10 protein-coding genes are annotated in these 12,860 nt (G+C 47.4%); 7 read left to right on the top strand and 3 right to left on the bottom strand.

What is annotated here, in order from left to right; genetic code table 11:
• The first annotated feature begins 251 nt into the window (after positions 1–251).
• Positions 252–458, top strand: a complete 207-nt coding sequence (locus tag VC28_RS08050) for a cold-shock protein (protein ID WP_049630189.1) — start codon at positions 252–254, stop codon at positions 456–458.
• A 175-nt stretch (positions 459–633) separates the two neighbouring features.
• On the opposite strand, the gene VC28_RS08045 is transcribed toward VC28_RS08050, so the two are convergent.
• On the bottom strand, positions 634–1,230 hold the full coding sequence (locus VC28_RS08045) for a TetR/AcrR family transcriptional regulator (RefSeq protein WP_049630188.1): 597 nt from the start codon (positions 1,228–1,230) through the stop codon (positions 634–636).
• 218 nt (positions 1,231–1,448) lie between these two features.
• Here VC28_RS08045 and VC28_RS08040 point away from each other — a divergent pair, with 218 nt between their 5' ends.
• The 6 genes from VC28_RS08040 to VC28_RS08015 all read left to right on the top strand — a co-directional run bounded on the left by VC28_RS08040 (position 1,449) and on the right by VC28_RS08015 (position 6,525).
• Positions 1,449–2,552 (top strand): MBL fold metallo-hydrolase, encoded by a 1,104-nt coding sequence (locus tag VC28_RS08040; RefSeq protein ID WP_049632254.1) that lies wholly within the window; start codon positions 1,449–1,451, stop codon positions 2,550–2,552.
• 215 nt (positions 2,553–2,767) lie between these two features.
• Positions 2,768–3,418: a DUF1349 domain-containing protein gene (locus tag VC28_RS08035; RefSeq protein ID WP_197085498.1), complete on the top strand. Its 651-nt coding sequence runs from the start codon at positions 2,768–2,770 to the stop codon at positions 3,416–3,418.
• A 13-nt stretch (positions 3,419–3,431) separates the two neighbouring features.
• Positions 3,432–3,992, top strand: coding sequence for a peroxiredoxin (locus tag VC28_RS08030; protein WP_049630187.1), 561 nt, complete (start codon positions 3,432–3,434; stop codon positions 3,990–3,992).
• Between the two features lie 67 nt (positions 3,993–4,059).
• Positions 4,060–4,893, top strand: coding sequence for a hypothetical protein (locus VC28_RS08025; RefSeq protein ID WP_049630186.1), 834 nt, complete (start codon positions 4,060–4,062; stop codon positions 4,891–4,893).
• Positions 4,894–4,927: 34 nt separating this feature from the next.
• Entirely contained in the window at positions 4,928–5,353 is a 426-nt protein-coding gene (locus tag VC28_RS08020) for a hypothetical protein (RefSeq protein ID WP_049630185.1), read from the top strand.
• Between the two features lie 104 nt (positions 5,354–5,457).
• Positions 5,458–6,525 (top strand): NAD(P)/FAD-dependent oxidoreductase, encoded by a 1,068-nt coding sequence (locus tag VC28_RS08015; RefSeq protein WP_049630184.1) that lies wholly within the window; start codon positions 5,458–5,460, stop codon positions 6,523–6,525.
• Here VC28_RS08015 and VC28_RS08010 read toward each other — a convergent pair.
• Both VC28_RS08010 and VC28_RS08005 read right to left on the bottom strand, forming a co-directional pair.
• A complete protein-coding gene (locus tag VC28_RS08010) occupies positions 6,473–10,114 on the bottom strand; it encodes a UvrD-helicase domain-containing protein (protein WP_049630183.1) in 3,642 nt (1,213 codons plus the stop codon). The genes VC28_RS08015 and VC28_RS08010 overlap by 53 nt on opposite strands.
• Entirely contained in the window at positions 10,114–12,843 is a 2,730-nt protein-coding gene (locus tag VC28_RS08005; RefSeq protein WP_049630182.1) for a PD-(D/E)XK nuclease family protein, read from the bottom strand. The genes VC28_RS08010 and VC28_RS08005 overlap by 1 nt, the downstream gene beginning before the upstream one ends.
• Positions 12,844–12,860: the final 17 nt, after the last annotated feature.

Here is a 12,860-nt window from a genome sequence, read left to right as displayed (position 1 = left end):
CTGCTATCCCTGTGCTTTATAACCAAATACTCAATATTGGTCGTAAAAATAACCACTTTACATGAATGGATGGTGGGAATATATTTGGTTGGCTGGCCATTTCGCAGCATTATTTATAGTAAATCACCTCGTTGTTCTAGCAGTAAATCTATTAGCACCTCGGTTTGTTCTACATAAGTAACATCTGAATCCGCCAGCAAAGCTCCACTTGGGGTATTCATTTTTATTTGATAAAGAGCATCGAGGTTTATATGGCTAGAAGTACAGGCACCGTTAAATGGTTCAACGAATCAAAAGGTTTCGGTTTTATTGCAAGTGAAGCGGGTCAAGATGTATTCGTACACTACAGTGCTATCACTGGCTCAGGTTTCAAAACCCTGGCGGAAGGCCAAAAAGTAGAGTTTGACGTAAAGCCAGGCCAAAAAGGCCCACAAGCTGAAAACGTAATCGCTCTCTAATCTGCCAGCACAAAAGCAGATGAAATAAAAAAACCGCCCAGGCAACTGAGGCGGTTTTTTATTCGAGGGTTTATTCAATTTCAGCTCTACGCTACATAAAGTTGCGTTTGGCGTTACCTGATATACCAATGCATATCCGACGGAAGTAGGGAGCATTTGTGCTGTAAATAGCAGATTATCTTTTTTGATAACGCGCCAAAAACATGGCCACCGCTTCGGTGATTATTTTTTCATGTATTGCGTGAGTTTGTTGCTCCAATCCAAATAGCGAGGGATAGAACACAAACGATTTCAGTTGGAATACAAATTGTTTGCTGGCGAATGGAATATCGTCAATTTTTAAAATGCCTGCCGTACAGGCATCTGCCAGGAATGTCTCCAAATAGCGTTTGCATCCCATCGCGTTTTCGTTCATCTGTTTTGCTAATTCAGGCCGCTGCATCACCTGCATGATGGCGATTTTTGCGACCCGTAAAAATGCGTCTGAACTTAACAGTGCGACTTCATCACGGGCGATCTGCGTCAACTGTGACGCGATAGGGATGTTTGGATCAAAACGCAGTTCAGCTCCTTGGGATAGCTTTTCAATCATGCGCTGCAAAATGGCCTGAAACAGCTCGTCTTTAGTCGCAAAATGGTTGTACACCGTGCGTTTTGATACCTGCGCATGCAGTGCGAGCTGATCCATGCTGGTGTTTTCCACTCCTGCACTGTGGAAGAGCTCTTCTGCTGCATCCAGAATCTGCATGCGTTTTTGGTCTGTCAGTTTCATCACTTACCTCTTGATTTGCATCGATATTCTAGCGCCTCTCGTAAAAAGTTGCACTTGTCAGTTTACTTCTTGTCAATAATATGTAAACTGCACGGTGTAGTTTAATTATTGTGAAGTACAGACATTATCGATTATTGGGTGCAGTCATGCGTAGGTTGGCAAAAATCACTGCTGGGTTGGCAGTCAGCATTGTGGTCATCATTTTGGGAGTTGGAGCTGTGAATACAAATATTATGGCAAGTGTGAATCCGGAGTCTTTAACCCAGGCAAGTCAATTTAAAGAGGGGCGTTTTCACAACACCCATGAATCACCACAGCCGGGGTTACTGAAAACATTGGAAATTACCAAGCGTTTTTTCTTTGAGCGAGGTGTTAATAAAACGCCATTGCACACAGTGCCAGTCGAGCAGGTGACTCGCGCGCAGTTAGATGCGCTATCCAATACGGATGTTCATTTCATCAAACTCGGGCATTCCTCCATTTTGTTAAAAATCTATGGCGAATATTGGTTATTGGACCCGGTATTTGCCCAGCGTGCATCACCGTTTCGCTTTCTTGGCCCCAAACGTTTCCATCAGGCTCCCATCGCGTTAGATGAACTGCCACCCATTAGCAAGGTGCTTATTTCCCATAACCATTACGATCATTTGGATAAGGCTGCTGTTAAAAAACTTGCCGCTAAAACCCAACAATTTTTAGTACCTTTGGGGGTGGAGAGCGATTTGGAAAAATGGGGTATTGCGGCAGAAAAAATTGTACGTTTTGATTGGTGGCAAGAATTGCCAACACCCAACGCACTTGTCGCGTTTACACCGACGCAACATTTTTCCGGGCGCGGATTGAGTGATCGCAACAGTACTTTATGGGGCTCATGGGTTATCAAAACGGAAGGCGCGGCTATTTTTTTCAGTGGTGATTCGGGTTACTTCGATGGTTTTAAGCAAATTGGCAACCGCTATGGTCCGTTCGATATTACCTTCATCGAAACGGGCGCTTATGATAATGACTGGGCAGATATCCATATGACCCCGGAGGAAAGTGTGCAAGCACACATTGATCTCAAAGGTCACGTGATGGTGCCGGTGCACAATGGCACATTTGATCTGGCGTTTCACAGTTGGTATGACCCGTTAGAGCGTGTGAATAGCGCAGCAATTGCTACCAATTCACGATTATTTACACCTGTGTTTGGCCAAGTGATTTCTTTCGCGGCACTGCAAGAGCGTGTACAAGCGAATGTTAAATGGTGGCGTAAACTGATGCCGGAGTTGTCAGCGGAACCGCAAGCGCAAACGCAAGCGACAGTTGCGCCCCAAGGCTAACTCGTGCGCGCGCATTCTTGATTTGTAATGCGTAGTGCTGGCATCTGGCTTGGCTGTAGTCTTTAATTAAGCTCGGTTTACGGTTATCCATTCATCTTTTTTTGAGGTCAACCATGCGCACTGACAGAGTTTTCACAAAACAACATGCCATCACTACTGTTTGCAGCTTGGCAAGCAAGAAAGCAGTCTTCTACAGAAAGATGCTGGGAGTGACTGTGTTATCGATAATCACCTCTGGTGTCATGGCTGGCGCAGGTGATTCATGCTCCATCAAGTTGTCTGGAGTGACCTTTACCAAATGTCTGAATGGTGCAGAAAAAAATACGGTGGTTGATAGTGATGTGGTCACCTTAACGAGCGACGCTAAAAAAGATTTTTTTAACGACCCTGGCACTGGGGAGGCGGTAGGTAATGCGCCTGTGTTGCTTGCCAAAGTAGATAATGCAAAACCATTTACGTTAACTGCAAAAGTGAGCCCCGAGTTCAAGCAGACGTATGATGCAGGTGCGTTATATGTATACGTATCGTCTACGTTGTGGCAGAAATTTGCATTCGAGCGGGATGAAAGGGCGGTTAGCCGGATTGTCAGTGTCCGGACAATTGAAACCTCGGATGACAATAATCACCAGAACATTGGCCAGCCGTCGGTGTATTTGAAAATTTCCTCTGATTCAAAAACCATTGCATTTTATTTTTCGCAAGACAACAAGAACTGGAATTTGGCGAAGTTATATAAAAATGAATATCCCAAGGTTATTTGGGTGGGTGTCAGTTCACAATCACCGATAGGTGATGGCAACAAAACCCTGTTTGAAAATATCTCCCTGACTCACGAAAGCGTTAAAGACTTCCGAATGGGAATTTAATGGACATAATAGGATGAAAGACTTATCAGTTTTACCCGAGGGATTGCCCATTCCAATCGATGATGGTGCTTGCAACCATTTGGTTGGTTTTCAGCTGCCGTCGATGCAACTATCAAGTACATCAGGGCGGCTTATTAATTTAGCAACAGAAGTCGGTGTTACTGTTGTATATTTTTATCCTTTGATCGGGCACCCGGATGCACCACCGATGATTGGTTGGAATGACATCCCGGGTGCGCGTGGGTGTACACCGCAATCCTGCGCGTTCAGGGATCTGAATCGCGAATTTAATAATATGGGCGTTCAAGTCTTTGGTGCGAGCTCACAACCTCTGGATGCGCAACAAGAAGCCGTTTCCCGTTTGCATTTACCCTTTGAGTTATTGAACGATTCTTCACTTGGGTTTGCGGCAGCACTGGCATTGCCCAGGTTTGAATATAACGGGCGGGTACTGATAAAACGATTGACCCTGATTGTGGAAAACGGTGTAGTCATCAAAGTGTTTTACCCGGTCTTTCCGCCCAACCAAAATGCATCTGATGTGATCGATTGGTTAAAGTCCCGCTTTAAATAACGCAAATCGCGTTTTACAGAATCTACATCGCAAAATATAGATCGCAAAATATACAAGGAGGCAGTTAATGAAATTTTTTCGCATTACCATCGCGTTCACGCTTACCCTTTTACTATTGGGCTGCACGAATCTCAAAGAGGTTCAGGATTTTGCTGGCCAGTCGGCTGCATTGTCGGGATACACGGAACTAACCACACGTTTTCGCGATACTTATTATCGCGAGCAACCTTATGTGTCGGGCGAGGCTGCGCAATTGGCGCAGCAGAATGATGCCCGTCGCAAAGCAGCTTATGAAGACCTGCTAAAAATCCATCAAACTGCCGCTGCGTATATGCAGACCTTGGCCAAATTGGCGGGTGATAAATCGTTTGATGTTTCACCGAATATTGATTCACTTTCATCGGGGATAAAATCCTATCCCGAATTAGGTATTGATAAAACCCAAGCCGATGCTATTTCCGGCCTTGCCAAAATTCTCGCAAAATGGGCGACATCGGCTTACCAGCAATATGCAGTGAGGGATTTTATCAAGGAGGGCAATGAGCCGTTGCAAACCACATTGGATGGGATGCAAAAATTAGTCGATTATTATCAAAAAACAAACGAGAACGAATGGAAGACCATTAACGGATTGTTGGAGGTAGAGCTGTCATTTGTGGATGAATCAGAGGGAAAGCTTCTTGCAACACTTGCTCGTGCGCACCAGCAAACCAAAGCATTTGAGTATGAGCAGGCCGATAAAAAATATCGGGAGGCGAAAAAAGGAATCCAAACGATTGCGAGAGGGCACCAATTGTTATTTGACAATTTGGATAAGCTCTCCAAACAAGACATTAAGGATTCGCTCAAACAATTTTCACGCGATATCAAAGACATCAACAAACATATTGAATCGATGTAATAACCGCAATTAAAAGGACATACAGGAGACCGTTATGGCGCTAGCTACCTCAACGCAAGTCGAAGCAGTTGCTGCAGAACTCACTGGTTGCGCAGATGTTATTCACGAACGTTTAATGAAGGCGATAAAACGCAAAGAAATTGAGCGCGCTGATGCCCAGCTTATTTTTCAGGATGAGATTATCCTTCGCCAAAAAGCAAACGGGTTGTATATCGATGCGGCCAATTGTGTAGTAGCAGAATTGGCTGAGTCGCAAAAAAGTATGATGGACACCATAGGAACTGCCAAGCAGCGGCTTAAAAATATCAAAAATATTGCTATGTTTATCGATTTAACCGCTGACCTGATTGTACTTGCCGCAGCCATCAGCGCTGCAAAACCACCGGCTATTCTGGCGGCGTTAAAAGAAATCAAAAAAGATAGCGATGACATTAGCCAGTCAACAAAACAGCAGCAGTAATAGCGTTTCCTCCTTAAAAATAGATATGCATCACGCGGGTGTGATCCCAATTCTTTTTTCAATCGAATAAAAGCATTGAAATAGTCTTCCTCTAAGGTCTTGCCGTGAAACCCATTAATACATTTGATGTTGTTGTGATTGGTGCTGGTATGGCGGGAATTACTGCTGCTGCGCGTTTGCGCTCGGCTGGGTGGAGCGTGTGTGTATTGGAAAAATCCCACAATCCGGGTGGGCGCATGGCAACGCGCGATAAACCGGAAGGCTGTTGGGATCACGGCGCACAGTACTTTACCGCCAAGTCCGTTGAATTTCGTGCGCAGGTGCAGCAGTGGCTCGCTGAGGGTTCAGTCGCACAATGGAAATCACCCATAGCGGTGTGGGATGGTGAACAATTGAGTGCGAGCCGTTCACGCGAGCGGTTCATCGGAATGCCGCGCATGAAATCGCCGCTGCTGGATATGGCTGAAGGTTTACACATTGTTTACAACGCATTGGTCACGCAGATTACTCATCGCGCTGATGATTGGATTATTGAAGCGGCCAATTCTGTATGGTGCGCGCATCGCGTCATTATTGCTTTGCCTGCACCCCAAACTCGCGCACTGCTACCCACGGGTTCAGAAGCGTATTTGGTGGCAAACAGTGTGGAAATGGAACCGTGCCTTGCGTTGATGGTACAAGCGAGCAAACCGCTCGGCTTGCCTTTCGCGGCTGCGTTTGTGAATGAGGGAATACTCGGGTGGGTTGCACACAACAATCGAAAACCCGGCCGTGCAGCGGGAGAACATTATTTGTTGCATGCGACGGCAGAATGGTCGCGCCTGCATCTTGATGCCTCACCCGAATGGGTGCAAAGCGCGATGCTCGCTGAATTTAATCGTTTGCTCGCACATTGGCTGCCGGGCAACAAAATTCCTGGCGTGTATCCGCGTTATTTCCATCGCTGGCGATTTGCAAAAGCGCCTTCAAGCACGGCGCATCTCAAATCAGTATGGCCCGAACTGGGTTTGGCGCTCGCCGGTGATTGGTTGGGGGATGGGCGCATTGAAGCTGCCTATTGTTCCGGTCTGGCAGCGGCGAATGCGCTATTGAATGAGTCGGTTTCGGCTGCGGTGTCGGTCACGGATACTCGACCAAATATCCGTACGACAGAAGATAAAGCGCCGTTTTAACAGGCATATTTTCGGTGGCGGATAATAATTTTTTATACCCTTGCAGCTGGCTCTGGTAAGTTTTTTTCTGTTGTTCGATGAACTCATCCAGAGTGCAGCCGCTTTCTGCTTCACTGCTTTTGTAGTCCACAATCCAACGAACTCCTTTATCGACAAACGTTCGGTCAATAACGGATTCTTTTATATCCTGCTGTTTTTTTTGCATCAGCGATAACTCACACGCGCTCTGTTCATGATCACTGTTCAGCAGCCAGCGACCGGTGTCACTGGCTAAAATCCGGTGGATCGCCGCTGCTGTTTTCTGCAGGGCATTGTTGAGATTATCGCCATTCCAACCCAGTTGTTGTAACTGGATTTTCCAAAAAGGTTTTTGCCAGGCAATAAAAATATCAGCATCGATAGTGGTTTGGCTGGTCACCCATTTGTTTTCCACTATCGCCTGTAGCGCCGCATGGATAACAGTGCCGGTGTGGCGCGCAAGGCGCGCGGCAGTGGTTTCAAATTCTGGCAGGTTGAGTGGATTGTCGGTCTCTACATCGTTAAGTAGCGTTGCATCAGAATTTTGTATTTCACCCGGTGTTTGGCTGCTGGATGTTGCATATTCATGACCGCGATAATCACTTAATAAATCAACTGTTTTTAGTTCTGGTAAGCGCCAGTCAGGTTGCAAACGCAATAAATGTTGTAAGCCGGGTTGCTCGGTGTGGACACGAGTGGTGTTAGCCGGATTAGTGCTGCTGTTAATGAATTCCGCCTGCTCGCGCACAAATGGCCAGATGCTATGCAGCAGTGAATTTTTAGCGGGCGCTTGTAGCACGTCTTCTTTGGTGTTGATACACGCGATTAAATGCAATTGTTTAATCGCGCGCGTGCAGCCTACGTACAGCAACCGAGTGGATTCAAACGCTTGTTGTTTTTCCTGCTCGCGGCGCATGAAAGTGTACAACGCATCTTCTTCTTTTCCTGTTGGGGCGAGTGACCCTAACAGTAATTGTTTTTCGCCCTGATGATTAATGCGTTCTTGCCAGAGCAAAAGTTGTTTTTCATCCCTGCGCGCACTGCGATCTAATCCCGGAATGATTACCGTATCAAATTCAAGGCCTTTTGATTTATGGATAGTCATCACTTGCAAGCGCGCATCTGCATCCGCTTGTGGTGCTGCATATAAACGGTCGATTGCATTATTAAATGTTTGCCAATCACCAATGCTTCCACCTTGCTCATGTTTATCCAGCAATGCAAAAAAACTTTGGATGTTGTCGCGGTCATTTTCATCCAATACCGTAGCGGGTCCACCTAATGCCAGCCAACAACCTTCTACCCATTGCCGTAATGGTTTGCGATAACGATGGGCGAGCGTTTGCTGAAGCACAGGCACAACTCGCGCAAGAATACGCTGTGCATCGCTACTCATATTGTCAATGTGTTGGTAATGCTGCAATTGCGGCCACACCAGCGAAAACGCTCTTTCATTCAGGCGTGGATTGCGTTCACCTAAATCTGTGGTCACGAGGGTATGAAGGTCGTAATTATCCAAACCACACCAGGGTGCACGCAATAGCGATAGCCACGCGATGCGATCTGCAGGGTTGAGCAACGCGCGTGTTAGCGATAATAAATCCATAATCACCATGCGGCTGGCGAGCCGGTCAATTTCAGTGGCTTGATAACGCAAGCCCGCGGCGCTCAGTGCAGGCAAAATTTTCTGTAAGTGGGTGCGTGTGCGCACGAGTATCGCAATACTGCCGTCTGGGTTCTCGTGACGCGCCTGTTGAACCAGCTCAACGACTTTTGCGGCTTCTTGTTGCTGTGCATTAATGCGCGAGGGTGCATCGTCATCGCTGCTTTCTTTGTTGTTGTATTTATCGTTGTCTCTATCGCTGTCTTTACCGCTGTCTTTATCAGTTGAATAAGTGCACGCGTAAAAATTGACGGCATTGCCAGCAATCGCTGGTTTAAATGCAACCGAAGGCGAATAGCTCACTGCACCGCGACTGATATCGTCTTGTGCGGGAAATGCGTGTTGGAAAATATCGTTTACCCAATTAACCACACCGGCCTGCGAGCGAAAGTTAACGCGCAAATCCAGAGCGGTTAAGGCAACTGAACCAATTCCTTGTTGGCGTGCATCCAAAAACAAACCGACGTTCGCATTGCGAAAGCCGTAACAACTTTGCATGCCGTCGCCCACAATAAATAAGGTGCGGCCATCGCCGGTTTGCCAGCCGTTGGTCAACTTACGTAAGAGTTCCAATTGCGGGCTTGCGGTATCCTGAAATTCATCCACTAAAATATGGCGGATGCGGTAATCCAGTTGTAATGCAAGATCACTGGGGGAATCGTCATCGCCCAGTGCAACCAATGCAGCTTGGCTGATGGCAGTATAGTCAGTTGCGCTGAGTTGTTTGAAGACCAGGGTGAGTTGTGCGGCAAGCACCGGCAAAATACTGGTAAGGCTGTCCAGTAATTGCCATTGGTCGGCAGCGTATTCCGGCGCGGGTAGCGAGCGCATTTCATGCAGTAATTGGTCTGCGCCGGGCGAGGTATCACTAATTGCTGCGACTAATTCGCTAAAACGATTTTTTAAATCAGCATGTTCTTTTCCGGCTGGAAACCCTTCGGCTTTTGTTAAGCGCGCGCGATAAGTTCCACTGTTGGTCAATAATAAATCGGCAATTGCCAACCACTCCTGGATTGCTTCTGGTTCGGTAGCGGGTAAGCCACTGATGCCGAGTAATTCATGGATACGGTTTTTGCGTTCGCTTTCTTGTTGTAAGTGCGCTGCGGCAGCATCGGCAATGCTGCAAATTTCGCTGCTGTGCAATTGCAATAAAGTAGCAACTGATTCCAGATGTTCGCTGATCACCAGTTGCAACACATTTTCCAAATAAATGCGCGCATCTTCATGACGAGCTTGCAACAGCACGCAAAGCCATTGCTCGCGTTTGGCGAGTAAGCTGATTAACAGATTTTCTACTGCGCCAAGGTTGTTATCCAAATGCCGCAGCAGGAGCATTAAATCATCACGCAAGGACGATTCTTGTTCGAGCAATGTAAATAATTCGCGCACCGCCAATCGATAGGCTTGGTTTGCATCTTCCAGTGTGTCGGGTTGTGCGCCTATACCACTGGCGAGCGGCAATTGTTTGGTAATGGAGCGGCACAGGCTGTCAATGGTTTGCACCCGCAAACGCTGCGGACTTTGCAATAAATTCCACTGCAATTCGCGGTCGCGCTGCAATACATCTTGTGCAAGTTGCCAGGTGCGGACTGCATGTGGATCTTGCGGCTGGGGTTGCTCTGCTGCTTGCCAAAGCGCGTGCATAATCCGGTCTTGCATTTCACCCGCTGCTTTGCGGGTAAAGGTGATAGCCAAAATTTCTTCCGGCTGCTCGCAAGTGGCAAGCAGGGTGAGCACGCGCTGGGTAAGCAAACCGGTTTTACCGGAGCCTGCCGGTGCTGCGACTGCAAAAGATTGCTGTGGATTTAATGCATCAATCCGGACCTGCTGGTCTATTGGTTTATTTATTGGTTGATCTATTGGTTGTTTTGTCGATTGGTTTATTACGTCAGTGGATGGGATGGACATTAATTCACTCCTCCATTTTTCAGGACAAACGCTTCCAATGCATCCCGTTCCTGCAAGCGATTCAGTGGTAATAAATCTTCCGCATATTGCGCAACCGTAGGGTTTTTCATATCAACGCGTGCATCACCGTGAATAAAATTATTGGCAAGTTTTTGCAGATCCTGTGTCCAGATTTCAATTTGTTCGCTCCAGCTGATTTTGCCGGGTTCTATTCCGTCATGTGCTATGTGCAACTCACCCGTGCCGGTCCACTTCATCGCCTTGGCATTAATTTGTGCAAATGAAATGGCTGCAATTTTATCGCTGGCAGTGACGGCATAGAGTGGAAGTTGAGGTTCGTCCATGCGTTCGCCTTGCCAGCTTTTAATACTGGGTTGTCCAGTTTTGTAATCAATCAGCAGGTATTCGCCGCTGTGTTCCAGTTGATCGATACGATCAATGCGCAAGGTCAAAGGTAGGCTCGCAAAAGTGGTTTTCACTTCTTGTTCGATAGCAACGACGTTAAATGCAGGGCGCTGCTTTTCTTGCTCAAGCCATTCCAGTAATAAACGCGTCAGTCGTTCCTGTTCAAGTTGAGCGTAGGTTGTGCCTATATTGGTTCCACGTTTTTGTTTAATTTTATCAATCGCAGTTTGGGTGTGCTGGTTGACCAAGCTGTGCAGTGCAGCATCATCCAGTTGCAATAAGGTGGACTGATTCTTTAATTCGCGCCAAATATCGGCAAGCGCCAAGTGTAATAAATCACCGCGTTCAATCGGCGAGAAACCGGCAACGGCATCATCAATACGCGCCGCGCCCAAACGCAAACGTGCAAACGCGTGAAAAGGGCAGGCGGCTTGTTCTTTAAATACGCTGGCACCACCGCGAACCGGCTCTTGTACAGGATCAAAACGTGGAGCATTGGCCGTGTTGACTAATTGCAACGATTGCTGCGCTGCAATGGTTTGGTGGTTGTGGCTGCTAATGCTTTGTTCATTGTCGATTAATTTTGTAATCGGAGTGAGTGGCCATTGGCGGATTAACGCGCTGGGGCTTAGCTCGCTTTCATCATCGCTGTGCGCCGAGCTGAAAATGACTTGCGGTGCACATTGACGGTAATGCGCAGTAAGTGCGCGCGCAAATTCCAATTCGCGTTCAGCGCTGGCATGCGGCATTTTGTGGGCGCGTTGTAAGTGGGTTGGCAATAGTGGATTAGGTGCTGGCACAGGCGGCCATTGGCGATGGTGTAAGCCCATGACCCAGCAGTGGCTGAATTGCAAACCTGCGCCTTCCAGTGCACCGAGAATTTGAATCGGTGAGTGTGGTGTTTGCGCCTGGAAAGGCGTTTTGCTAGCAATGTTGCGCAATTGTTTTACCGCACCCATGTACGAAAATTGAATACCAAGCGAATCCAATTGCAAAAAATTTTCCAGCACACTGCTCCATTGGCTTAGCTGCTGATGCTCCTGGCTATCCAACCGGCGCGTGCCGGGCCAGCCGAGCAATTGCAAATGCTGTTCAAAAAAATCAATCCAATATTGCGCAGTGTGAGTGCCGAATGTTTGGCGGCGATAATTTTCCAGTTGAATTAAACGTGCACTTAAACTGTTGCTCGTTTCTGCAAGCGCAAGGCGAGCCGATAAGGTGGTGCACCAATAGCGCAGATCACGCAGGCTGATGGTGAAGTTGCCTTGTTTGCGTAATTCAGTCATCAGATGGGCGCGCAATGCCAGCTCTTGTTCATAATCCCCAAAAAAAGGTGAGAGCAAAAGATTGCAGATGGCTTCCAAATCCCAGCTGGGTTTGTGCAGCTCAAGTAAATTGAGCGTGGCGGCGATAACCGGTGTGGTCCCCAACGGCGTACCGGCCGAAAAGTTAAAGGGCAGTGTGTAGCGTGGTTGATCGGGGAGTGCAGCCAAAGGTTCAAATACTTCTACAAAAATCCGTTCTACTTGTGCGCGGCACTGCCCCAAATTGGGCACGATAATGCCAATCATCGCCTCCGGGTTTTGCGCTAATTGGTTTTTACTCCACAGCGCTGCACTGCGAATTTCTTGCTCTGTGTTATTCACTTCTGTGCGTTGCAAAATGTGATTGCCACTAGTTTGGGTGTGTTCGTTTGTTACGTTGTTGAGGTGATGGCAAGCATGATTGATTAGATCCTGATGCAGTGGCGGAATATCATCAAATCCAATTAGATGGATAATCGGCTCAGGTGAAAGATGTTGTTGTGTAAATGCATCCACCAAGAGTGCTATCGCATGTTCCTGAGTGATAAACCCTTGCGCTGTGAGGCGTGCACGAAACTCACCCAGCCACGTCAGCCAGCATTGGCTATTGCTCAGGGTGTTTAATAACGGTTCCGCGTTGCGAACATCGTCTTCGGTTAGTTGCCATAACTCCAGATTACGCAGGGCGCTATCGGCTGCTTGCGCCAAAGGTTCGGGTTGCAGTAGCGCAGCTGCAAGGGATGACTCACCAATAATTTTTTCCCACAGGCTTTGGCGTTGCAGATTATTAATAATCGGTTTTGCGCAAGGCTCATAAGCGCGCCGCTGCAATAGACTCCAATTCAAATCAATCCACTGGCTGAGTGAATAAATACGCGGGCTGCTCCAAACGCTGTCGTGCAGCTGTTGTCCGTACGCGCGCAACATATGGTTGCGTAAACGGTTGTTGGCGGTGATGAGCAGCTCACCGTTTTGGATGGCAGACAGGTAGGGCGCAATATTGAAGTAGGTATCAACCATAATATTTTTCTGCGGTT

Source organism: Cellvibrio sp. pealriver (genome assembly GCF_001183545.1).
In the GTDB taxonomy this organism is placed as follows: Bacteria; Pseudomonadota; Gammaproteobacteria; order Pseudomonadales; family Cellvibrionaceae; genus Cellvibrio.
The sequence above is the reverse complement of the archived record's forward strand: the minus strand, read 5'-3'. Positions and strand labels throughout refer to the sequence as shown.

What these genes read in the sequence shown, in the direction of transcription:
- VC28_RS08025 (WP_049630186.1), top strand. Translation starts at nt 4,060, where the DNA reads ATGAAATTTTTTCGCATTACCATCGCGTTCACGCTTACCCTTTTACTA.
- VC28_RS08020 (WP_049630185.1), top strand. Translation starts at nt 4,928, where the DNA reads ATGGCGCTAGCTACCTCAACGCAAGTCGAAGCAGTTGCTGCAGAACTC.
- VC28_RS08045 (WP_049630188.1), bottom strand. Translation starts at nt 1,230, where the DNA reads ATGAAACTGACAGACCAAAAACGCATGCAGATTCTGGATGCAGCAGAA.
- VC28_RS08050 (WP_049630189.1), top strand. Translation starts at nt 252, where the DNA reads ATGGCTAGAAGTACAGGCACCGTTAAATGGTTCAACGAATCAAAAGGT.
- VC28_RS08010 (WP_049630183.1), bottom strand. Translation starts at nt 10,114, where the DNA reads ATGTCCATCCCATCCACTGACGTAATAAACCAATCGACAAAACAACCA.
- VC28_RS08005 (WP_049630182.1), bottom strand. Translation starts at nt 12,843, where the DNA reads ATGGTTGATACCTACTTCAATATTGCGCCCTACCTGTCTGCCATCCAA.
- VC28_RS08030 (WP_049630187.1), top strand. Translation starts at nt 3,432, where the DNA reads ATGAAAGACTTATCAGTTTTACCCGAGGGATTGCCCATTCCAATCGAT.